Origin of the sequence: Marinagarivorans algicola (assembly GCF_001292705.1) — a bacterium.
GTDB lineage: Bacteria > Pseudomonadota > Gammaproteobacteria > Pseudomonadales > Cellvibrionaceae > Marinagarivorans > Marinagarivorans algicola.
On the sequence record NZ_LGAK01000010.1, the window covers coordinates 140,140 to 163,366 of the forward strand.

Below are 23,227 nucleotides of genomic sequence, written 5' to 3' on the forward strand. Positions count from 1 at the left end.
TTAAACACTTAACACTTTATTCACAGGCAAATTGCGAATGCGCTTACCAGAGGCATGAAATATCGCATTGGTAATGCTCGGTAATATGGGCGGAAAACCGGGCTCACCCACACCACCTGGTGCTGCATCTGAATCTAGAATATGAACAAATAACGAGGGGCATTGATTGATTCTGGCAGATGGATAATCATGGAAATTACTTTGCTCAACAACCCCATCTTTGACCGTGATTTCACTCATCAAGGCAGTGCTCAAACCCATTATCATCGCGCCTTCCATTTGTGATTTGACGCGATCTGGGGTTACCGCTACACCGCAATCAATGGCAGTATGCATCTCTAATACTGTGAGTTTGTCATCAACCACACGTACTTTTGTTGCCGCAGCCACATACGAATTAAAGCTATGTGCATAACTCATACCCCAGCCTTCATTTTTTGCGGTTGGCGAGTCAGCTTTTGATTGCTTCATGAGTAATTGAATAATTTTTTTCATACGGCGGCTATCAAGCGCGTATTCTTGCTTTTTATGCCCGTAATTATCCCACTCTTTAAAGCCTTCTTTAGCGGGGTTAATGATGCGGTCTTTGCCTAATAAATTGAGCCACATAGTGTGCGTAGGCACTTTAGCTTTCACCGCCAATTCATCAACAAAACTACCTAAAGCAAAGGCATTATTAATATTGGCAACGGCCCTAAACCAGCCCACGCGCACATGCGTTTCTACATCTTGTGTTTCGCAGCTTAAGTGCTCTAACTCAAAAGGAATATCCGCAAAGCCTAGCGACAAAGCGCTATTGCTTGGGCTTTTTGCGTTCAAATCAAAAATAGCGCCTATTGGTGGATACGCAACACGCTGTACCCAATGATCAGCACGGTCTTTATTGATTTCGGCTTTGCAATAATTAGCCGAAATAGAATGATAGAAACCATGCTTCACATCATCTTCACGGGTCCATACGACTTTCACTGGCCGACCAACAGCTTTGGCCAATTCGACGGCTTCTACGGTAAAATCATTTTTACCTTTGCGCCCAAAAGCGCCACCCATTAGCGTCATATTTACCGTCACCGCTTGGGGATCAATACCGAGTTCTTCGGCAATTAATTTTTTAGCCCACTGAGGGTTTTGAGTCCCTGTCCATACGGTACACACGTTATCTTTAACGACAGCAGTAGCCGACGGTGTTTCCATTGACATATGATGATGATAAGGGATAGTGTAAGTCGCCTCGACAGTATTGGCCTCGTTATAAACATGACTGTCAGTATTGCCTTCAGTGCGAACACGCCGTCCCTTATGATTAACCTTTTCAACCAGCTCTTTTAAATATTGCTCGGTATGGTGCTGTGCATTTTGGTTGACTCTGGCATTGCTTGTATCCCATTCAACAGTCAACTGTTTACGCCCTTCATGCGCCGCCCACGTATTGGTGGCTAGTACAGCAACACCCGAAACCGGCTTTACATTAACCGGCAATGGGCGGTCTTTAAGCGGTATAACAGCAATAACACCTTTTACTTTTTTTGTGGCATCGGCATTAAAGCTTTTAACTTTGGCACCCACAACCGGGGGCCGCTCAATACTTGCGATCAGCATATTAGGCAGTTGTATATCTTGTGCATACACCGCCTCGCCCTTAATGATCGCCTCTTGGCCGGCTAATTTTACATCACGACCAATCAACGTGAAATCTTTGGGATCTTTTAAAGCAACCGCCCCTTTATCAGGCACCGGCAGTTGCGCCGCTAACTCGGCGAGCTCACCAAAGCTGAGTGCTTTTTGGGTTTTACGGTGAATGACTTGATGGTTTTTAGTGCTTACGTCGCTGACACTTACTTGCCACACGCTCGCGGCCGCTTGCTCTAGCATTGTGCGAGCAATAGCACCCATTTGACGATGGTCATTAAAGTGCTGGCGAATAGACGCGGAACCGCCGGTTGCTTGACTGCCGTATTTGGGATCACCTTGTGCCTGCACCACGGTGACCTTAGGCCAGCTAGCTCCTAGCTCATCCGCAATAATTTGTGGCACGCTGGTCATAATACCTTGGCCCATTTCGGCTCGGTGGTTAACAATACGCACTTCATCGTTTTTGGCAATACTCACAAAAACCCCCAAGTCAAAATCTTGGTCTGCGCTTGAACTCTGGGCAATTTGATTATGAGATGCTGGACTTTGAGCCATTGCATGCAGAGGCGAAAATAACACCAGCCCTGCACCGCTTAACCCCAAAGCTTGCAATAAGCTGCGACGCGTGACTTTTTTAATATCAGGCGCTATATGGTCAGTAGTGGCATTCGCGCCATCAGTAGTGGCAGAGGGTGCTGTTGATAATTGCTCAGTAAGTGCTGTTTCTGCTAATAATGACTTCGTTGCGGGCTGCTCAATCAAAGGGCTCATGCTTGCACTCCTTTTTTGCCTGTTGCCGGCTTCGCTTGGTTAACGTCTTGAATCATAACGCCTGCTTGCTTAATGGCCTTTTTGATACGCGGATAAGTACCACAGCGACAAATATTCCCCTGCATATGATTATTAATTTCTTCATCTGAAGGGTTGGTATTTTTAGCGAGCAATGCCGCAGCACTCATCATTTGACCCGCTTGGCAATAACCGCATTGCGGCACGCTGTTCTCTAACCAGGCCTGCTGAACAGGATGCAGCTCGTCGCTGGCCACGCCAAGCCCTTCAATTGTCGTGACCGCTTTGCCCTCTACCACCGATATGGGAGTAATACAGGAGCGGATAGATTCACCATCTAGGTGCACCGTGCAAGCGCCACACAAACCCGCTCCGCAACCAAACTTAGTGCCTGTTAACTGCTGAATATCTCTTAATGCGTATAAAAGCGGCATATTAGGGTCTACATCGAGCGCGACCTTTTGGCCATTTAATGTAAGCTTTAACATAAGTTATCCTGTTAGAGGGGTAAGTGTTGCACTGAGGGACATCATCGATCGATGTAAAGTTCACTGATTACTCGGCGTACCATAAGAGCACTAATCAACCTCGACGATGGTCGTGATTTGAATCGGTGACTGAACCATCTTTTTATCACCATCGATAGTGGGGTAAAAGATATAATAGCCCTTTTCAGGCACAGAAGTGACCTTACCATTTTTAACACGGTAAACCTTAGGGTGCCCCTGAATATAGACGTCATAATCACCGCCAAGCATAGTATCCATGGTACGACTCGCAGTATTGATCCGGTCACAACCGACCAGCACACTTGCACCTAGCAATAGTAAAAGTACTTTCTTCATATAAAAAACCTATTTTTGAGTAATAAAACAAGGGGAATTAGTCAGACCTTTAGATCCGTGCGCCACATCGTAGGCGCCAACATCGGTCACCAGTCAATCATTAGTGCAGTCATTTCAATCACATCAACACCGGTATGCGGGTTATTATGATGAATTTGACACAAAGCTCAACCCTCAGTAATAAAGCGCTCAATGGCTCAGTGGCGCACTGCATACCGCCCAAGCATTAAGTACTTATTGTTACCCGAGCCTTTACCTACGACTTGGTAGACTCATCTACAACCATCGCATTAGCGTACAAGTTCGTAACTGCACTGAATGAAAAACGTCACCCAAAATTAGAGAATACGTTCTTAAATCATAAGCTGAGAATAGACAAGGATACAGGCAACAGACCGTAAAAATTTTACGATCGCCCGCTAGTTTCCAATACTCAACTGGCCCCCATACGCAATCGCTCCCTATAAGAGACGCACTATGTTTGGATTATTCAAAAAAGACCCAATCAAAAAACTGAATGATGAATACACACAATTACTGAATAGAGCTATGCAGGCTCAGCGCTCGGGTGATATTCGCACCTATTCTGAGCTTAGCCAAAAAGCCGAAGACATCAGCAAAAAAATAGAGACTCTAGAGGCCCAGAGATAAAACCAGCTGTCTACATCTAACGACTAGACTTCATTTTATATTGAGTGGAGCAATAACCACGCTTAACAGCTGTCGATCGCAATGCCGCATGCACTGTTTTGCGCCCAGCCATGCGCTGACGCCAGACTTTAAAGCTCTGCGGCTTTATATGCTTTCGCATAAACTGAATGACTTCACTTTCATTTAAGTTGTAAATTGTTTCAATGGCTTCAAAAGGTGTTCTATCCTCCCAAGCCATTTCAATAATTCTCGAAATATCACTGTCTTTCATATCCGCCGCCATACAACCAACCCTTTACATTGATATATTTAACATCTCAGTAGCCAACCGCTATTGTATCGGCCAGTCGGCTGCATCAACCGAGTCTAAGTTGGGCTGGCCTAATATTTCGCCGTGCCACTTGTGAATAAAGACTCCCTCAGGGTCATACATGTGTGCCTGCTTAGCTAAGTTAAATTTTCTTGAGCCTCGAGGATCTGCACCTACACCCGCTAAATACTGCCAATTCCCCCAATTAGCCGCAACATCATAATCAATCAGTTGCCGCTCAAAATAGGCGGCACCATAACGCCAATCCAAACCTAACTCGTGCACAAAGCAGCTCGCCACCAATTGCCGACCGCGATTGCTCATATATCCAGTCGCATTCAGTTGTTTCATACAAGCATTAACAATAGGGTAAGGCGTTTGACCTAAGCACCACTTTTTAAACCGCTCGGCATAAAAACTTGTGAGTGGCTTTTGATTTTTTATCCCTGAAAAACAAAATAATTTCGCGCCATAACTGTGGCTATACCACTGAAAATATTCACGCCAAAGAAGCTCAAAAAAAATCCAATAGGTTGAGTCATTTTTATCGACAGTTGCCTCATAATGCTTAAGCTTATCAATAACCGTTCTTGGGGATAAGCAGCCATTGGCTAACCATGCCGAGAGTTTAGTTGAGTTATTCCAGCCGTCTAAGGCATTGCGCACTTGTTTATAACCTGCCGGTAACTGGCCACTAAAATACTGCTGCACATGACTTAATGCTCGCTCCTCTCCGCCTTCAAAGCCACCGTCACCCTCATTACATTGATCATTTAAAACAGAGAATGGCTCACGATACAAATGCGTTAACCCCTCTAGTACAGGGCTGGTATGCGCAGTAGGCTGCATAGGTAAATATGATACACGCTGCACTGGCGACGGTATCTTGAGTTTTTCGATATTTTTTCTGAATGCAGAAAAGCTAGCGGGTACATTAGGTAAATCAAAAGGCAACTGAGAAGGCGAAAATATTGTGTGGCCATGGTATTGCCTAAAATGTATTGACTTATAACGCTTTTGCAGCAGTTGCCAATACGTTTTTTCATAAAAGCCCGCATGTTGAGTGCTATAAATCACATTAATATCGCAAAGAGTAATAAGCTTTGCAATAGCGTCCATAGGGTGGTCAATAATGACATGCAATTGCTGCTGCATAGACAGCAATTGATTATTTAAAGCAACAAGCGATTGTTTTAAAAAGCGCTTTCTATGAAGACCAATACCTTCTAGGCCATAACGGTTAGGCGATATATGCTTAGGGTCGATAATAGCAACGCAAATTAATACATCAACACTGTGAGAGGCGTGTAGAAGTGCTGGATTATCATGCACCCGTAAATCATTGTCAAAGCAGTAAAGACCTACTTTTTTCATTCAGATTATGCCTCTATCGCCAGTCATAAAAATAAAAGCTGAGTCATCAGCCTATAGACTACCTTTATGGCAACTTGATACTGGGGCGTGAGCTAGATCGAGTATTCGGTGTCGCCAAATTAGTCGCATCGTGATAACTAAACACCAATGCGACCTTGGGTTTTGAGGTGTTGTTACGAGTTGCTGCATGTAATAGATTGGCATGAAAGCACAATAAATCACCGGGTTTCAGCGTGATATTAATTGCATTACTTAATAATTTTTTATTTTCAGGAGTCTCTGTTTTAAAAAACTTTTTTTCATCAAATTGCTCGGCATTTAAGGCCAAACGATGACTCCCAGGGATAACACGCAAGCCGCCATTTTCGGCATTTTCATCGCCTAAGGCCAACCATGCGGTAATAAGGTTTGGTGAGCTAAAAGACCAATAACGGTAGTCTTGGTGCCAATCGGTATCACTGCTAAATTGCGGTAATTTCGTCATTATGCAATTGTGATGTGTTTGCGCCATCATGACTTGTTGTGCAGGCAGCAACTGCTGCATTAGGCGCTTGATACGTACATCTTGCGCAAAGCGTTGAAAAACAGGCGAACGTGAGTAAGCCTGTAGTAGGCGCCGCGGTGTGTCACCTCCTGTGGCCAATAGATTTTTAGGGGCAAAAGGATAACCGACTTCAGCTTCAAGCTCCCAAGGTTTTTTGGCGTGCTCTAATTCGCTCATGGCTACCGTGCGAATATCTAAAAGTGCCGAGGCATTTAACCAGCTTGGCAGAACACAAAAGCCATGGGTATGAAAATGCGCTTGAGTGTAATATTCAGAACTTAACTGTGATTCAGGACTTAACTGTGTCATAAAAAGTGGTACGCAATAACGCTATAAGCTTACTACATGCGCAATTTAAAGCTGATGAATGTTATCTATGCACCACTGTGCGCGCTGTAATAACGCTTTTTGCTGCTGAGGTTCTTGTTTAAGCCACGCCCTGTAAGCCATGCCTATACGCGGGTTATTCTCAAAGATACGCTGGTGGCGATCTAAGAAATGCCAGTACATGCTGTTGAAAGGGCAGGCATTGTTTGTGCTTTTTTGTTTTACGTCATAATAACAGGTTTTGCAATAATCACTCATTTTGTTGATGTAATTACCACTCGAAATATACGGCTTTGTCGCCACCCACCCGCCATCGGCAAACTGGCTCATGCCGCGCGTATTGGGTAGCTCGACCCACTCAATTGCGTCGATATAAACGCCCAAATACCAAGCATCAACCTCATCAGGGTTGATACCAAACAAAACACAAAAATTGCCTGTCACCATAAGCCGCTGTATATGGTGTGCATACGCATAATCTAACGATTGCTGTAACGCGTGCTGCATGCACTGCATTTTTGTTTGGCCGGTCCAAAAGTATTCAGGTAATTGCGCGCTCGCATTGAGGTGGTTTTGCTGTAAGTAATGTGGCATATTCACCCAATATACCGCTCTAACATATTCTCGCCAACCGAGTATCTGCCGAATAAAACCCTCAACCTGAGCCAAACTTATGGTATCAGATGCTTTATCATAAGCCTTTAAAACATGGTGAATGACCTGCCGCGGCGATAACATTTTACTGTTGAGCGAAAATGACACACGCGCATGATATAAGCTCCACTTATCATTCGCTTGGGCTGTCATCGCATCTTGAAACTGCCCAAACAGTGGTAAGCAATGATGGCAAAAATAATCTAACACCGCTAAAGATTGCTGCCGCGATACCGGCCATATCAACTCATCGCCCACAAAACCCATCGTTTTAATACGATGCTTTATTAATCGCTTTTTGTAAGGTGCTATGTCGTTACTAAACATTAAAGGCGCCGGAATTGCGCTAATATCCTTGGGTTTAAACTTATTGCGGTTATCCGCATCATAATTCCACTGGCCACCCAATGGTTTATCCCCATCCATCAGTATATTAAAGCGCTTGCGCATTTTGCGATAGAACGCCTCCATACGATTGTGTTGTGCCGGCTTAATAAGAGTGGTGAGCTCTTGATGATCGAGCAAAAAATGCTCTGTACTATAACGCGCAGTCACAACCGATTGCTGCCCCAGCTCAACACCCAACGCTTCGAGCTGCTTATCTAAACGATACTCATCAGGTTGTTGATACTCAAATACAGTTACAGTGTAATGAGCACATAAATCTTGTAACAAATGGATCAAGCTGCTATAGCCGCACGTATCATCGAGTGTTAAATATACAACTTCATGTCCGGCCTGCGCTAAGGCGCCTGCAAAATTTTCCATCGCGCAAAAAAAGGCACATATTTTTTGGATATGATGCTGCGCATAGCTCGCCTCTTGATGCAGCTCGGCAATCACATACAACGTTTGAGCATCTAGCTCTCGATACCATGAATGTGCGGGATTTAATTGATCCCCCAAAATCAAGCGCAAGCGTTTATAGCTTTTATCGGCTTTATTGTTATTGACTATTCGCTGTGGCACTCATTGCCCTCCTGTGTTTGCGGCAGCGCTCTGAGCAATATTTAACCAGCGTCCAATCTTTGCGCCAACGCTTACGCCACTCAAAAGGCCTACCGCAACACACGCAGATTTTAGAGGGCAAGTTAGTTTTTTTATGCGGCATGTTTTCTACAAAACCTCTTAAACTAAATTTCTCTCAGTCAAAGGCTACTTACGTAATAAACGATAATATAGATTGTTACATTGACTTAATTTAATGCGTAACGCTGATGAGCGAGACGATCAAAAGCGCTATAAAAACCCAGTTTTTCCTGACCCAAAATGCATTTAAAGATATAATAATCACTCTTTTAATCATGAAAATATATATCAGGGTCATCAAATACTTTACAGAACCCTTATTGCCTCAGCTTCTCTATTTCTTGGCGCTTGCGGCAGCAGTGGAGGCGGGACTGCTGAGAACGCAACACCTGGCGATACAGTCGAAGAAATAAGCTCCTGCACAGTTATTATGAGCGGCATTACACTAAAAAATGGTGAAAGCTGTGTTCTTTTACAAGAAGATGCAGACTTATTTGGCATCACTCCAGGCGAAGCTACCTGCTCTGCAGGTAAAATAAAGTTAAACAGCTTAGTCAGCAACGAATCTTTGAGTTTAAATGGCTTGAAAATCAGCTGTATTAAAGACCAATAAGCGTCTTTGCGATGCTTTGTTACAGATTTCTATCTCCAGTAAAACATTAAAAATAAAGCACCGCAGAGCATCAACAGTTATTGTATTTCATCGTGCAACCAATAGATCAATTTGCACTCTTAAGCCAAGCTATTTACACTAAATACTATTGAATACCCTATAGATTACGACTATGCCCAAACACTCTAGCCAATTGTTGACGCTATTTGCCCTGCTGATTTTTGCAGTGCAAAGTTTTGCCAATGGCAGTGTATTGTGCAAAATGGCAACACATAGTGGACCACACAGCACCAAGCAAGCACCGCTAGCGGCCAGTCAAAGCCTTCTTCCTTGTCACACCATGGGCAGCACGCTAAGCGACCAAGCTCAACACTCAGCCCCAACTCAGAGCGCTGCCCTACAAGATTGCTTTTATTGTGCTAACAAACTGTGTAATACCAGTATTGGCTCGGCTTTTGTGGCGTCTAATGCGCTAACACCTTTCTTCTCCAAGCCTACGACCACCAAACCCAATCACTACAGCGAATCGTTCAGCTCTACCAATATAAGCGCTCCCTATCGCCCTCCCATTTTGGCTTAATACGGCACAGCTGCGCCTGACCCTAAGGCACTGACCGTACGCAAACCCAACAATACATACCCTAACTCTTTAAGCCAAACACGCTACCGCGAAATAGTTACCCGCTTTTGAGTCTTAAATTATTGTAACTATTCAGCCAAGCTGAAAAAAATCATCTGATAGGGCACTGATGGATTATTTTCTGGGCATTTAAGTGCCGGGAGCGCTTGTATAGCGCCCATGGATGGCTTGAGCGGCCCAGACAATGATTCATCAGTGCCCAATTTCGGCATCTCTGAATAGTTACACATTATTTTTAGAGCTTTGAGGGTGACTAAAGTTATAACTATGACAATAGTTATTGCTATAACTACCGCGCACCGTCAAGGCTAACGCAAGCTATCAAAGCGCAATATTGTGAGCACATTATGAATAAATTACTTATCGTCACCACTTGCACAGCAGTAGTCGGGGCATTTTTACTAGGCCGTAATAGCTTAGCGCCCGCAGCCCCACCCAGCCCAATAACAGTACCCGCATCCGTTGGCGTGCCTTTAGTTGCCCCCAAACCAAAGGTATGGTCTTGCGCAATGCACCCTCACATTCAGCAAGCCGAAGCCGGCCAGTGCCCTATTTGCGGAATGGACCTTATCCAAAGCGCACATCCATCCCCCTCATCCAACCCTCAGCACACACAATCGGAAGCACACAATAACCCAACGTCTCTTCAGCTCGACCCAGAAGCTATGGCCCTCGCCGAGATACAAACCACACAAGTTACGCGTCAATACCCTGAAGCCGAAGTCAGGCTGGTGGGTAAATTGGGTTACGACGAAACACGCATCAAATCACTCACCGCGCGCTTCCCTATGCGTATTGATGAATTATTTGTAAGCTTTGTTGGTGTGCCCGTTACAAGTGGGCAACACTTAGCGCATATCTACAGCCCGCAGCTGCGCATCGCACAAAATGATTTACTGGGTGCCTACCGCTTAGATAAAAACAGTACGCTAACACAATCCGCCAAAGAAAAGCTCCGCCTATGGGGCCTATTACCCAGCCAAATTAATGCGATTATTCAACGCAATACCGCACAAGATGAGTTTGAATTAAAAGCCCCGATCAGTGGTGTTGTAGTACAAAAAAATATTAACAACGGGGACTATTTAAAAACAGGGCAATCATTGTTTACTATTGTCGACCTGCACAACCTATGGCTAAGCCTTGAGGCTTTTGAATCTGACCTAGCATGGCTGCGCCTAGGGCAACCGGTTAGATTTAGCGTAGACGCCTACCCCGGTGAAACATTCAACGGCAACATTACATTTATTCACCCAGAAGTAGACGCCAGTACGCGTACCGTAAGTATTCGCGTCAATGTTCCCAACCCACATAAAAAACTGAAACCCGGCATGTTTGCCAATGCCGTTGTGCGCCCAAAAATTGCTTTAGCCGGTAAAGTGTATGCGCCTGAGCTAATTGGCAAATGGATTAGCCCTATGCACCCCGAGATTATTAAAGACAAGCCCGGCCAGTGCGATATTTGCGGGATGGATCTAGTACCCGCAGAAGCACTGGGTTACTACTCAGCAAATATCGTCGACCCTACACACCCTAACAACACCCATCAAAGCGCCCCTCTTGTTATTCCTGCTAGTGCTATTTTACACACTGGTAAACGCGCGATAGTGTACGTTCAAACAAAAAATAGCCCACCCACCTTTGAAGGCCGCCAAATTATTTTAGGACCGCGTGCGGGTGATGTTTATATTGTCAATCACGGCTTAAATGCTGGCGAGCATATCGTAAGTCATGGTGCGTTTAAAATTGATAGCGCACTGCAAATTCAAGCTAAACCCAGCATGATGAACCCTGTCGCGCGCACGCAATCTCAAGTGCAAACGCACGTTAACAATGACACTCACACGCATACCATAAACACCCAGCCAAGCCCTTCAGTACTTGATCACTCTTCACACAATCATTCCTCGAATGATCATTCCATAAACCATTATGACGCGAACAACAACTCTTCAGACAGTCATAAACAGGGCCCCAATCATCAAAGCGAGGTCTCTTTAACCCAACTGGAGTATTTACTTCCTTTATATTTTGAGCTGCAAATGGCATTGGCCAATGACGAGCTAGCGCTTGCCAAAAAATATTTAAATAGCGCCCTTGCGATACCACAATTACCACAGCGTTTAAGTACAATAATCAATGCCATGCTCGCCAGCCCAACACTTAATGATTTAAGGCTGCCGCATTTTGAAACGCTTAGTAATTACATGATGCAAGCGGTCAATTTATATCGCGCACAACTGCAGCTATCGGTTTACCAAATGTATTGTCCCATGGCCTACCCCAATCGCGGTGCCAACTGGCTACAGCAAACCCCAGATATACAAAACCCTTATTTTGGCCATGCCATGCTCAAGTGCGGCCAAAATAAAGCGCTACTGACAACCTCACAAAACCCACAAGGTGAGGTCGTTCTATGAAGACCCTTAACCCTTTACAAGTTTTAATTCGCTTTAGCCTCAATAATAAATTGTTAGTATGGCTGCTTACTGTAGCGCTTATCACCTGGGGGCTTATTGTGGCTCCCTTTGAGCGACCTAATCATTATTTATTTAATGACTTTTTACCCCACAACCCAGTGCCGGTCGATGCAATACCCAACTTGGGCGACAACCAACAAATTGTATTTACACAATGGCCTGGGCATTCACCACAAGACATTGAAGATCAAATTACCTACCCATTAACTACTGCCTTACTTGGGCTGCCCAACGTCAAAACCGTGCGTAGCTATTCCATGCTCGGCACATCCTCTATTTATATTATTTTTAATGAAGACAGCGAATTTTACTGGACACGCAGCCGCATTATAGAAAAACTCGCAAGCCTAACAGTCGGCACACTCCCTCAAGGTGTTCAGCCACAACTAGGGCCTGATGCCACAGGCCTTGGGCAAATATTTTGGTATACACTCGAAGGCCGCGACCAACACAACAACCCAACCGGTGGCTGGGATTTACACACGCTACGCAGCACACAAGACTGGCAAGTGAGTAATGCCCTGCAAAGTGTAGAAGGCGTTGCCGAGGTGGCCTCTACTGGTGGTTTTGTTAAAGAGTATCAAATTGATGTAAACCCCGATGCATTGCGCGCATTTAATATTACATTAAGTGATGTATTTAACGCGGTACGCGCCAGCAATTTAGATGTGGGCGCACGCACAATAGAAATCAATAAAGTCGAATATGTTATTCGCGGACTGGGATTTATTAAAAGTCTAGATAATTTAAAGCACACCGTCATCACCCAACGCAACAATGTGCCCATCACCTTAGAGCAAATAGCCACAATAGGCTTTGGCCCCGCACTGCGTCGTGGCGTACTCAATAAAGCCGGTAGCGAGGCGGTCGGCGGTGTTATTGTAGCGCGCTATGGGCAAAACCCCGAGCAGGTTATAAAGCGTATTAATCAAAAAATACTCAACATTAGCCAAGGGCTACCCAGTAAAACGCTGCAAGACGGCACCATTAGCCAAGTGCGTATCATCCCCTTTTACGACCGCAGCCAACTCATTAAGCAAACAATCAATACGCTTAACAAAGCCATTTATCAACAGCTTTTAATTACGCTAATTGTTGTTATTTTACTGATGCTACATTTACGCAGTGCCTTGCTGATTGCTGGCGTAATGCCATTGGCAGTCTTAAGTGCCTTTATCGGAATGAAATTATTTAATGTAGATGCCAACGTAGTAGCGCTTGCCGGTATTGCCATTGCTATTGGCACAATTGTCGATATGGCTATTATACTCATTGATAATATCAATAAACATTTAAAACAAGCTCTGCCAAATGCAAATCCGCTCACAACAGTTTATACCGCAAGTAGTGAAGTTGCTGGCGCCATCACGACTGCCGTCATTACAACAATTATTAGCTTTTTACCTATTTTTACCATGGAGGGTGCAGAAGGCAAGCTTTTTACCCCACTGGCTTACACAAAAACCTTTACGCTCGTCGGTGCGATAATCATTACGCTTATTATTTTGCCAACATTGGCGCATAGTCTATTGCGCCCACCCAAATACTCTGTACAGCTAAAAAATAGCCTTTGGCTCGCAATTACTGCGGCAGGTATTTATCTGCCTTTTGGCTTAAACAGCGCAGCACCTGTTATATTAATGGCTAGTATTATTATCGTAATAACAGGGTTATTTAATACTGCTAAAACTTGCCTGCCGATAAAATATTCTTTATTACATAATAACAATATCAGTAAAACCATTAGCCTTTTAATAACGGGCTTTATCACACTGTTAGTGGCCCTACTGCTTGCACAAAGCTGGCAACCACTGGGAGTTGAATATGATATTGGCAATGCTTTTTTTGTTATTATTACTATTGGGGGAATACTCGGATTTTTTAGATTATTTATTGCCTTTTATCCGCGTATCCTCGCACAACTACTGCGGTACAAAAAAGTATTTATCGCTGGCGCTATGAGCGTTGCGGTACTGGGCTTTAGTGCCGGCTTTGGGCTTAATAATGTTTTATTTTTTATGCCTCAAGCGCTAAGCAATACGCAAGTTTGGCAAAATATAAGTACCGCCTTACCCGGTTTAGGTAAAGAGTTTATGCCTACGCTTGATGAAGGCTCATTTTTATTTATGCCCAGCGCAATGCCACACGCCAGTATTGGCGAGGTTGCTGATATTTTAAAAAAACAAAATATTGCTATTAGCGCTATTCCCGAAGTTGAACAAGTGGTGGGTAAATTGGGCCGCGCGCAAAGCCCCTTAGACCCAGCGCCCATCTCTATGATAGAAACCATGGTGAGCTATAAACCCGAATACAAAAGCGCCCCAAATGGCGATATCATGCGCTTCAAATACGATAAAAAAAATAAAGTTTTTTTACGTGATAACCTAGGCAATCTTATCCCAGAGCGCTCGGGTAAGCCTTTTAGGCAGTGGCGAGAGCACATCAAAACAACTGACGATATTTGGCAGGCCATTGCTAAAGCCGGGCAGATGACTGGTGTGACTTCAGCGCCTAAATTGCAACCCATCGCTACACGCTTAATTATGCTACAAAGTGGCATTCGGGCACCCATGGGTATCAAAATTTTTGGCCCCACGCTCGAAGCTATCGAGTCAGCAGCCTTACAAATAGAAGCCCTACTTAAAGAAGTCCCTAGTGTTAATGCCGCCGCGGTACTTGCCGACCGCACGGTAGGCAAGCCTTATCTCGAAATTGCAATCAACCGCAACGCGATTGCCCGATACGGCATTAAAGTACAAACGGTGCAAGAGGTTATTGAGGTCGCTATCGGCGGTAAAACCGTGAGCCAAGCTATTGAGGGGCGCGAGCGATACGCTATTCGCGTACGTTATCAACGCGAACTGCGCGACTCGATAAATAGCATTGAGAACATTTTAGTGACAGCCCCTAATGGGGTACACGTCCCCCTCAAAGCATTAGCTCATATTAAGTACCAGCGTGGCCCACAAGTCATTAAAGGCGAAAATACTTTTTTATTAAGCTATGTACTATTTGATAAAGCCAAAGGAGCTGCCGAAATCACAGCCGTTAATGACGCGCAAAAAACATTAAATAAGAGCATCGCCAACGGCCAACTCACTTTACCCAGTGGGGTTAGCTTTCAATTTACCGGCAATTACCAACATCAAATACGCGCAGAAAAAAAACTACAATTTATTATACCCCTCGCACTGCTGTTAATTATTGTTGTGCTATATCTACAATTTAAAAGCCTCACGCATATTGCTATTATTTTTAGCGCTATTGCTTTTGCTTGGAGTGGTGGCTTTTTATTGCTTTGGCTCTACAACCAAGCATGGTTTTTAGATATTACATTTTTAGGGCATAATCTAAGACAGCTATTTAACATACAGACCATACATTTAAGCGTCGCAGTCTGGGTGGGGTTTTTAGCATTATTTGGTATAGCAACCGATGACGGTGTCCTAATTACCACCTATTTAAAACAGCAGTTCACTTCACACGTAAAGCGTGATGGCCCGGCGCCATTTGAAACAATACACGCCATTCACACAGCGGTTGTTATGGCCGGTACACGCCGTATTCGGCCGGCCGTAATGACGACAGTAACAACGCTTATCGCCCTACTACCGGTAATGAGCAGCGCTGGCCGCGGGGCAGAAATCATGACGCCCATGGCCATACCTATATTTGGGGGCATGCTACTAGCCATGGTCAGTGTATTTTTAGTACCTGTTTTGTTTTGCGCCATCGAAGAGCTTAAATTGAAAAACCTCAATAAACATTCAAACTAAGTCCTAATGTACAGGCTTACTTGAGCCTGTACATGACCAACAAACATCTAACAAACACCTAACAAACACGCACGCTATACGCTATTTGTGACTGTCTATAGCCGCAATAACGGCCAGCAGCTCAATGCCTTAGTAAAAACAACCGTTAACGCCAACCCATTTGCCAATTATCGCTATTTTTCAGTATCTGCCAATCAATAGACTCAATACGCTTTGTAAAAACCGCTTCAAATAGACAGCTCTCTACACGCCCATCCTCTTCATGGTAGGTCACCTTGGTCACCACAAAGTGCTTTTCTTGATTTTTAGGTTGCCGTGCTGTCCAGTGGCTGTTAACTAGTTTTTTGGGGTTGATTCTATTCACCCGTGCAATCTCCGCTTGATGTTAGTCGCTATAATCGATATCACTCATACTCACGAGTCACCTTGTGATGTATTTAACGATGTTATACGACGCTCCAGCCTGCACCGCTTTAACTCATTATTAATAACCAAAAATAATACGTATTAAGCTATCTATTACATTTTTTAAACAACATGCAATACATCAATTTTTTCCTGTCCTTTGGCAATGTTTGTCTATGCTTTAATAGTAAATATAACGAGGACAGCAATATGACCGCTACCGAAGAAAAAGCCATTATACGCCGTGTTAAAGCCAAACTTAAAAAAGGCAGCTACCTTTATGAGGCACTTGCTGATGAAGGCATTAGCTCCAACCGCTGGTATCGCATCTGCGCCAACCAAAATACTAAAGTGGCAGGGCCACGCGGGAAAATACCCACCACCTATACCCCTGAGCGCGTTAAGCAGGTTAAAAAGCGCATAAACAGCGGTGAGCTATTAAAAGATGTCGCAAAAGATATGGGGATGGACCCGCGCAATTTAGCGCGCTACTGCCGTAATAATGGCATCACCCTATTTACTAAAAAAGCCTTAGCCCAAAACTACAAACAGCGTGGTGAATCGATGCGTGGGCAAAAGCGCAAGCCCTACAGCGCACGCAACGGCCAACCTCTTAAGCGGGCAAAAGTGATTAAGCTACTAGATAAAGGGAAAAGTATTGACTACATAGAAGAGCACTGCGATGCCAGTCGGCACTATATCTATGCACTAAGAAAAGAGTTTACTTCTGGGCATGTATCTGTTTGATAGCCGGAGCCACGATAAAACCAAAGCAGATAAAACCAAGCATGCACAGAGTCTATAAGCCAAAGTTAAGATAGCTATTAAAATAACTATCCAAGATCTGCTCAAGTTAAGATTTATGCACGCTCAAAACCTATTGTTGAACAGTAAAATGTTGAATAATAAAATGTTGAACAGTAAAAAAGCGGCTCACACTTGAAAATAATAACACGCAAAAAAAAGCCAATAGCAATGCTATTGGCTTTTTTATTTGGAGCGGGAAACGAGGCTCGAACTCGCGACCCCAACCTTGGCAAGGTTGTGCTCTACCACTGAGCTATTCCCGCATAATTTGGCGTCCCCAAGGGGATTCGAACCCCTGTTACCGCCGTGAAAGGGCGGTGTCCTAGGCCTCTAGACGATGGGGACTTAGGACGCAAAATTATTGCTAGCCTTTCGGCTTGGTACTGATTTTTACTTTTCTTAATTAATGCTTCTGCATTAAGTTGTAACAACTAAATCGGTCAATCAATTCAGTTTAATTAAAAAAACCAGCAGAACTAACTACTGGCTTTTTTAAATTGGAGCGGGAAACGAGGCTCGAACTCGCGACCCCAACCTTGGCAAGGTTGTGCTCTACCACTGAGCTATTCCCGCGTAATGTGGCGTCCCCAAGGGGATTCGAACCCCTGTTACCGCCGTGAAAGGGCGGTGTCCTAGGCCTCTAGACGATGGGGACTTAGGACGAACACACTACTCTAAGCTTATAATTAATAAAAAATACTGCTTTATTATCAATAACTTAGATTAACCTCAACGTTTTCATTTTGCTTAACGCTTAATGTCATACCCGCTGAAGTGGTGCGCATTCTATTGACCAACCCTAATTCTGTCAACGCCTTTTTTCAAAAAAATGTAAAAAACAGCTTCATGTAGCATAATCTTTTGGCGCTAAGCTCAACACGGTTAAAGCAACCCGTCAGTCACCCTCACGCAAAAACTGTTGACACACCAAACAGTCATCACCTTGCAAGGCCGCAACGCTCAACTAACCTTTAAGTTACACCACCTAAAGAATTTGCCCATGTCCTCTGTTGTTGTCATTATTGTGATCATCGCTTTGCTCGCAAGCCTTGTGTGTTACGCTTTTATTTCACAGACACTTGCACACAAACGCGAACAGCGCGATCGCCTGATTGGCGCACTCAGCCTCAAGGCGCGTAATTTTAAGTTTATGCTTAGCGGGTTCCCTCAGGGGTTTTTACCCCCCGAGCTCTCTATGCTGGTCCAAAAAAGCCTAATGGAGATCTACAACCAACTCACAGAGCTAGAGCCCGAAAACAACGGCCATCAAAACGAGCTGCAAGCACTATCCCAGCAAATGAATGATGCCCGCCGACAAAACACTCGCCAAGGCAGTGTAAGCTTAGAAAACCCCCAGCAGATTAGCGAAGTAAAAGCCTGCCTAGAAGAGCTACATAAATATATTCACCAATTAGAAGAAAAAGACCGTATACCCGCTCAAACCGGTGATGCTCATCGCGCCAGCATTCGCGAACTTGTCGTTGGCCTTACCGTTGACTCCTACACAATTGCAGGCAAACAAGCACTCGATAAAGACAAGCCTAGGCTAGCACTGCATAATCTAGAGCTTGCCTTACACCTTATGGAGCGCGAGCGCCAATCAGGTCATTTTGGTCCGCGCATTACCGACCTACAAACGCAATGCGCCGCTCTTGCAAAGCGCATTGCCGACGAAGATGACGAGAGCACAGCCCCAGAAGCCCAACCCGAAACTCAAGAAGGGCTTGAAGGCGAATGGGATGAGTATGCTAATAAAGGCGGCGAATGGAAGAAAAAACAAATGTACGACTAGCTCTACTCTAGAGCACCAGTCCCCGCGTACCTCTAGCTCCAGCTTGCGGCAGTCATCGAGGCAATGCGACTTATGTGGCTATACGGCAGGCCGCTTTGCTCTTGCCACGCATTAAAAACACCCTGCACCAATGCTAAGTCTTTTTGACTGGTGGGCATTTTATTGACGACTCCCTGCGCTTTAAGTACAGCCACCACATCATCTGTTAGTAAAAAGGTATCTTTACCCACTAAACGCAAAAAGCGCGATCCACTCATACCACCTAACTGTGCACCTTGCTTTTTTAATTGCGTCCACAAACCCACAATATTAGCGCCCGGCCACTGCGCCAAATAAGCACCAAAACTGCCGTATTCTCGCGCTTTTTCGAGAACAAGGGCCGCATTGATGCGAATGGATTTCATTTTGCCCATATGCCGTACCAACTCACGGTTCCCCATTAACTCATCTAACTTATCATCGCTCATCATGGCGCATGCCATAGGGTTAAAAGCATAGAGTGCCTTTTCAAAGGCTGGCCATTTGGCATCAATCACACTATGCTTTAAGCCCGCACGAAAAATCCTACGAGTCATCGCACTCAAATAAAAAGCATCACTTTGAGCCTCCAGCTCATGCGCAGTCAGTACAACGGGCAACGCCGTTTTTACTTCTTTTAGCGAACCTTTATGTAATATCGCTGTATTTAAAATTTCATCAAAACCTATCAATACGACTCACCTTTTACATCGCTATTAAGTTCTGAAGCCAACACCAGTGACGCCGAATTAACACAATAACGCATACCCGAAGGCGCTGGCCCGTCATTAAAAACGTGCCCTAAATGGCAATTACAGCGACTGCATGCGATTTCAACACGACGCATACCGTGCGACTCATCAAAGGTTTCGCTCACGCCACCCTTTTTAACGGCAAAAAAACTCGGCCAACCCGAGCCCGAGTCAAACTTACTCTGTGCATCAAAAAGTACCGCCTGACAGCATTTACACAAAAATGCATCGCCCTTACCATAACCCTTGATAGTATTGTATTTGCCAGTAAAGGGTCGCTCTGTACCTTTTTGACGACAAATAGCAAACTCTTCAGCACTCAATTTAGCCCGCCAATAGTCATCATTTTTTAAATCGTTATCTGACATGATTCTCATCCTCTAATATGCTTAAATAAGTGATTCATTCAATTTAACTTTATACGGTAGGTTAATCTATTAGCGCCGCCAACGCGCACCTCAAAAGGCACCCTATGCAACGCATCCAAAAATCCCAAAAACTCAACGGCGTATGCTACGACATTCGCGGCCCAGTGCTAGAGCATGCCACTCGCCTAGAAGATGAAGGGCACCGTATTCTCAAGCTTAACATTGGCAACCCCGCGCCTTTTGGTTTTGACGCTCCTGATGAAATCATTGCCGATGTTATCCAAAATATGCGTGGTGCCCAAGGCTACACTGCCTCAAAAGGATTATTTTCGGCCCGCAAAGCTATTATGCAAGAGTGTCAGCGCCTAGGTGTTGAGGGTGTAGATATTGATGATATTTTTTTAGGAAACGGCGTAAGCGAGCTGATTGTGATGGCAAACCAAGCCTTGCTCAACGATGGCGAAGAGGTCTTGGTGCCCTCACCCGACTACCCCTTATGGACCGCAGCGGTCAATTTAGCCGGCGGTAAAGCGGTACATTACGTGTGTGATGAGCAATCCGATTGGCTACCCGACATCGAAGATATTAAAAGTAAAATATCACCGCGCACCCGCGCCATTGTCGTCATCAACCCCAACAACCCAACGGGCGCCGTATACAGCCAAGAGGCACTCGAGCAAATCATCGAGCTCGCCAGGCAGCACAATTTAGTGATTTTTGCCGACGAGATTTATAGCAAAATTATTTACGATGATGCCGAGTTCGTCCCTTTGGGGCGCTTAGCCAAAGATGTCGTGTGTATTACTTTTAATGGACTTTCTAAGTCTTATCGCTTAGCGGGCTTTAGGTCAGGCTGGCTTATTGTGAGCGGCGCCAAGCACTTAGCCGCAGAGTACGTAAAAGGCATAGAGATGCTATCGTCTATGCGCCTGTGCGCTAACGTACCCGCCATGTACGCGGTTCAAACGGCACTAGGTGGCTACCAGAGTATTAATGAGCTGATACGCCCAGGTGGGCGCTTTTACGAGCAGCGCAATGCCGCTATGGCCGCACTAGAGCAAATACCGGGCATTAGCTGCGTAAAGCCCAAAGGCGCTATTTACCTGTTCCCAAAAATAGACCTAAAGCGCTACCCTATTGTTGATGACCAACAAATGATTTTGGACTTTTTAATTCAAAAAAAGGTACTACTGGTGCAAGGCACCGCCTTTAACTGGAAAGAGCCCGACCACCTACGCATTGTGTTTCTGCCTATAAAAGAAGAAATCACCCGCGCTATTAATAGCTTTGGGGACTTTTTGCAAAATTATAAATTTTAGCCTTCAAGCCAATACCACAGCCGCTAATAAAGTCGCCCACCAGCGTTTTTAGCGGCAGCACTCTATACTGATACCTTTACTGATACCTTTTAACAGCCACGCACAGCGACCATAGTATTCTCATGCCCGATATTCATATAGATGACTTTTACCGCGACACCGCCAAAACCCTAGTCGCACTCTACAACAACTTCCCCCGCCCACTGAGTTTATACGTAGAAGACATAGCCGGCCCCGATACCCCCGACGAATTTGGCCTACACAGCAAAAGGCACGAGTCCTGCCTAAGCACATTTATCTGGCTAGGTAACGCAGGCTACTTAAATTACGCATCACTCATCATGCGCGAAGCCCTAGAAGCCGCCACACTAACGCACCAAGCTTTTATATTGCTTAACAGCGGGCTAAAAAATGACGAACTAAACCCAAAGGCACCGCATGGCAGTGAGGGATTATTGATTAACTTATTAAGGCGGGAGCTTGAGAACGGGACTTCGGGGAGTTTGGCTATTTTGGTTAAGGGGGTGATGGCGGAGGCAGACCTCCAGCGGTAACCTACTCTGCTCGGCTAAGCATGATAGATACCCCAACAAATCCATTTAAACTCTCTGAAACCCTCAGAGGACTGCCCAAAAGAGCTTGCGCATCTAGCACAAAATTAAGGATATGAGTGGCAGCTCACCACTCCCCCATCAACCCAATAGCGCGGCCCTATGTTAGTGATGCAATTATCACTCACCCATAAACTTAAACCATAACTGACGAAAATATATAGACCAAGACAACTTAACACCGCCACACTAAAGCCGGTATTTATATATTGATCTCGCCTAGAGTCAGCAATAGAGGCGGCAACCTTACCTTCACTAGATAGCCACCGGCAATAATTTATTAACACTGCAACAAGAATACAAAAAACAATCTGCGACAAAGGCATAACAAGGACCCCACTAAGTCCTGCATGCAAAACCCCCTCACATAAACCCAAAAACGCACCGAGAAACAAAGACGGAGCACCACTGAGCCTTACAGCCTTAATCACCACAAAAAACAACGAAATAGCTGTGACACCTAACGCAAAAGTTGCAACCAAACCCCACTCTGCAATTAGCTGCAGATAAAAATTATGCGGATGGGCTGTACCATCAATAGGCGTTATAAACGTATAACCGTACGGACCAACACCCAAAAGTGGGTTTTTGACTCCCGCCAATAGTGCCTCCCGCCATAATAGCTCACGCGCAGAATCATTGAGCATATTTTTAATTTGAGCGTCTACGCCAACCATACCAAAAAAGTACGCTATTAACCAAAAAAACAACAAAGACAAGCCAAAACATAAAAAATACAGTGCCAGTAATGATGAGCTCTTTTGGTTTTTGGCATATAGTGCCCACGCAACAAAAACAATAGATAAGGTTAATACCACCGAGCGGTTATATATAATCATCATAAAAAATAGACTGATGAAAAAAAAACCACCCAAAACCCAAGCAAATCTTACTTTACCCGCTATCGCCCAAACAGCAAAAAATGGCGCTAACATCGCTAAAGGCTGGGCAATAAAGTTCTCATTAACAACCCCAGAAACCAAAACTTTTTGATCAACAGGGTAGCCATTCAATAAAGACAAAAACAATACCATTAAAAATTTTGCTAAATACAAGCCAGAACAAAGACATAAAAAAATAATAGCATAGCGGCAAAGTAACTTGTACCGCTCAAATAAAACCACTAGCGATACAACAAAAAACCACAAAAACAAAAAACTCAGCCACTCATGTAAGGCATTAATAGGTCGATCCGATAGCACCAAAGAAGTCAATCCTATGGCAAAAAAAACATACAAGCCTAAATTTGCGAAGCCCCAGCGGAGCGTAAATTGCTCAAAGACTCCAACAGGATTAAGTAACAATGCAACCAACAAGGTGATAACAATAATAATTAGCGCCAATACTCTTTTTTGGTTGTAGAAATCAGTAAAGGTATAATACTCAGGGTGAAAGGATAAAAATATACAGCTTGCAACAATGAATAACAATACATAGGCTATCGCCGTACATCCAAAAGATCTCATAGTACTTACAACTTATTTTAGCCGG

21 protein-coding genes and 4 tRNA genes are annotated in these 23,227 nt (G+C 44.5%); 9 read left to right on the top strand and 16 right to left on the bottom strand.

Annotated features, from left to right (window positions below; genetic code table 11):
• The 3 genes from AC438_RS04650 to AC438_RS04660 all read right to left on the bottom strand — a co-directional run bounded on the left by AC438_RS04650 (window position 1) and on the right by AC438_RS04660 (window position 3,266).
• Window positions 1-2,403, bottom strand: a complete 2,403-nt coding sequence (locus AC438_RS04650; protein ID WP_082353971.1) for a xanthine dehydrogenase family protein molybdopterin-binding subunit — start codon at window positions 2,401-2,403, stop codon at window positions 1-3.
• Window positions 2,400-2,909, bottom strand: a complete 510-nt coding sequence (locus tag AC438_RS04655) for a (2Fe-2S)-binding protein (RefSeq protein WP_053980102.1) — start codon at window positions 2,907-2,909, stop codon at window positions 2,400-2,402. Before AC438_RS04655 ends, AC438_RS04650 begins: the two co-directional genes overlap by 4 nt.
• A gap of 90 nt (window positions 2,910-2,999) precedes the next feature.
• A complete protein-coding gene (locus AC438_RS04660) occupies window positions 3,000-3,266 on the bottom strand; it encodes a hypothetical protein (protein ID WP_053980103.1) in 267 nt (88 codons plus the stop codon).
• Window positions 3,267-3,743: 477 nt separating this feature from the next.
• On the opposite strand from AC438_RS04660, the gene AC438_RS16770 reads away from it, so the two are divergent.
• On the top strand, window positions 3,744-3,917 hold the full coding sequence (locus AC438_RS16770; RefSeq protein ID WP_156312605.1) for a DUF6435 family protein: 174 nt from the start codon (window positions 3,744-3,746) through the stop codon (window positions 3,915-3,917).
• 16 nt (window positions 3,918-3,933) lie between these two features.
• Here the strand turns inward: AC438_RS16770 and AC438_RS04665 are convergent, their stop codons facing one another.
• The 5 genes from AC438_RS04665 to AC438_RS16495 all read right to left on the bottom strand — a co-directional run bounded on the left by AC438_RS04665 (window position 3,934) and on the right by AC438_RS16495 (window position 8,237).
• Window positions 3,934-4,200, bottom strand: a complete 267-nt coding sequence (locus AC438_RS04665) for a TIGR03643 family protein (RefSeq protein WP_238376319.1) — start codon at window positions 4,198-4,200, stop codon at window positions 3,934-3,936.
• Between the two features lie 48 nt (window positions 4,201-4,248).
• Entirely contained in the window at window positions 4,249-5,601 is a 1,353-nt protein-coding gene (locus AC438_RS04670; RefSeq protein WP_053980104.1) for a DASH family cryptochrome, read from the bottom strand.
• Between the two features lie 64 nt (window positions 5,602-5,665).
• Window positions 5,666-6,454 carry a phytanoyl-CoA dioxygenase family protein gene (locus tag AC438_RS04675; protein ID WP_053980105.1) on the bottom strand — a complete coding sequence of 263 codons (789 nt, stop codon included), beginning with the start codon at window positions 6,452-6,454 and terminating at the stop codon, window positions 5,666-5,668.
• Between the two features lie 45 nt (window positions 6,455-6,499).
• Entirely contained in the window at window positions 6,500-8,095 is a 1,596-nt protein-coding gene (locus AC438_RS04680) for a cryptochrome/photolyase family protein (RefSeq protein WP_238376320.1), read from the bottom strand.
• Window positions 8,073-8,237, bottom strand: a complete 165-nt coding sequence (locus AC438_RS16495; RefSeq protein ID WP_082353972.1) for a DUF2256 domain-containing protein — start codon at window positions 8,235-8,237, stop codon at window positions 8,073-8,075. Before AC438_RS16495 ends, AC438_RS04680 begins: the two co-directional genes overlap by 23 nt.
• A 348-nt stretch (window positions 8,238-8,585) precedes the next feature.
• On the opposite strand from AC438_RS16495, the gene AC438_RS04690 reads away from it, so the two are divergent.
• The 4 genes from AC438_RS04690 to AC438_RS04705 all read left to right on the top strand — a co-directional run bounded on the left by AC438_RS04690 (window position 8,586) and on the right by AC438_RS04705 (window position 15,664).
• Window positions 8,586-8,768 carry a hypothetical protein gene (locus AC438_RS04690; protein WP_053980107.1) on the top strand — a complete coding sequence of 61 codons (183 nt, stop codon included), beginning with the start codon at window positions 8,586-8,588 and terminating at the stop codon, window positions 8,766-8,768.
• 172 nt (window positions 8,769-8,940) lie between these two features.
• On the top strand, window positions 8,941-9,348 hold the full coding sequence (locus AC438_RS04695) for a hypothetical protein (protein WP_053980108.1): 408 nt from the start codon (window positions 8,941-8,943) through the stop codon (window positions 9,346-9,348).
• A gap of 407 nt (window positions 9,349-9,755) precedes the next feature.
• Window positions 9,756-11,828 carry a heavy metal-binding domain-containing protein gene (locus tag AC438_RS04700; RefSeq protein ID WP_053980109.1) on the top strand — a complete coding sequence of 691 codons (2,073 nt, stop codon included), beginning with the start codon at window positions 9,756-9,758 and terminating at the stop codon, window positions 11,826-11,828.
• Window positions 11,825-15,664 (top strand): efflux RND transporter permease subunit, encoded by a 3,840-nt coding sequence (locus AC438_RS04705; RefSeq protein ID WP_053980110.1) that lies wholly within the window; start codon window positions 11,825-11,827, stop codon window positions 15,662-15,664. Before AC438_RS04700 ends, AC438_RS04705 begins: the two co-directional genes overlap by 4 nt.
• A gap of 145 nt (window positions 15,665-15,809) precedes the next feature.
• On the opposite strand, the gene AC438_RS04710 is transcribed toward AC438_RS04705, so the two are convergent.
• Entirely contained in the window at window positions 15,810-16,028 is a 219-nt protein-coding gene (locus tag AC438_RS04710; RefSeq protein WP_053980111.1) for a TIGR02450 family Trp-rich protein, read from the bottom strand.
• A gap of 251 nt (window positions 16,029-16,279) precedes the next feature.
• Between AC438_RS04710 and AC438_RS04715 the strand changes: the two genes are divergently transcribed.
• Window positions 16,280-16,816: a hypothetical protein gene (locus tag AC438_RS04715; protein WP_053980112.1), complete on the top strand. Its 537-nt coding sequence runs from the start codon at window positions 16,280-16,282 to the stop codon at window positions 16,814-16,816.
• Between the two features lie 248 nt (window positions 16,817-17,064).
• Here the strand turns inward: AC438_RS04715 and AC438_RS04720 are convergent.
• The 4 genes from AC438_RS04720 to AC438_RS04735 all read right to left on the bottom strand — a co-directional run bounded on the left by AC438_RS04720 (window position 17,065) and on the right by AC438_RS04735 (window position 17,531).
• A tRNA-Gly gene (locus tag AC438_RS04720) sits at window positions 17,065-17,139 on the bottom strand.
• Between the two features lie 6 nt (window positions 17,140-17,145).
• Window positions 17,146-17,221, bottom strand: a tRNA-Glu gene (locus AC438_RS04725).
• Between the two features lie 153 nt (window positions 17,222-17,374).
• Window positions 17,375-17,449: transfer RNA gene (locus tag AC438_RS04730), tRNA-Gly, on the bottom strand.
• A 6-nt stretch (window positions 17,450-17,455) separates the two neighbouring features.
• Window positions 17,456-17,531: transfer RNA gene (locus AC438_RS04735), tRNA-Glu, on the bottom strand.
• 345 nt (window positions 17,532-17,876) lie between these two features.
• Between AC438_RS04735 and AC438_RS04740 the strand changes: the two genes are divergently transcribed.
• A complete protein-coding gene (locus AC438_RS04740; protein ID WP_053980113.1) occupies window positions 17,877-18,668 on the top strand; it encodes a hypothetical protein in 792 nt (263 codons plus the stop codon).
• A gap of 32 nt (window positions 18,669-18,700) precedes the next feature.
• Here the strand turns inward: AC438_RS04740 and AC438_RS04745 are convergent, their stop codons facing one another.
• On the bottom strand, window positions 18,701-19,378 hold the full coding sequence (locus AC438_RS04745) for a DNA-3-methyladenine glycosylase I (RefSeq protein WP_053980114.1): 678 nt from the start codon (window positions 19,376-19,378) through the stop codon (window positions 18,701-18,703).
• Window positions 19,375-19,806: a peptide-methionine (R)-S-oxide reductase MsrB gene (gene msrB, locus AC438_RS04750; protein ID WP_053980115.1), complete on the bottom strand. Its 432-nt coding sequence runs from the start codon at window positions 19,804-19,806 to the stop codon at window positions 19,375-19,377. Before msrB ends, AC438_RS04745 begins: the two co-directional genes overlap by 4 nt.
• Window positions 19,807-19,910: 104 nt before the next feature.
• Here msrB and AC438_RS04755 point away from each other — a divergent pair, with 104 nt between their 5' ends.
• Both AC438_RS04755 and AC438_RS04760 read left to right on the top strand, forming a co-directional pair.
• Entirely contained in the window at window positions 19,911-21,125 is a 1,215-nt protein-coding gene (locus AC438_RS04755) for a pyridoxal phosphate-dependent aminotransferase (RefSeq protein WP_053980116.1), read from the top strand.
• Window positions 21,126-21,247: 122 nt separating this feature from the next.
• Entirely contained in the window at window positions 21,248-21,679 is a 432-nt protein-coding gene (locus AC438_RS04760; RefSeq protein WP_053980117.1) for a hypothetical protein, read from the top strand.
• 104 nt (window positions 21,680-21,783) lie between these two features.
• Here AC438_RS04760 and AC438_RS04765 read toward each other — a convergent pair whose 3' ends face one another.
• Window positions 21,784-23,202, bottom strand: coding sequence for an O-antigen ligase family protein (locus AC438_RS04765; protein WP_082353973.1), 1,419 nt, complete (start codon window positions 23,200-23,202; stop codon window positions 21,784-21,786).
• Window positions 23,203-23,227 lie beyond the last annotated feature (25 nt).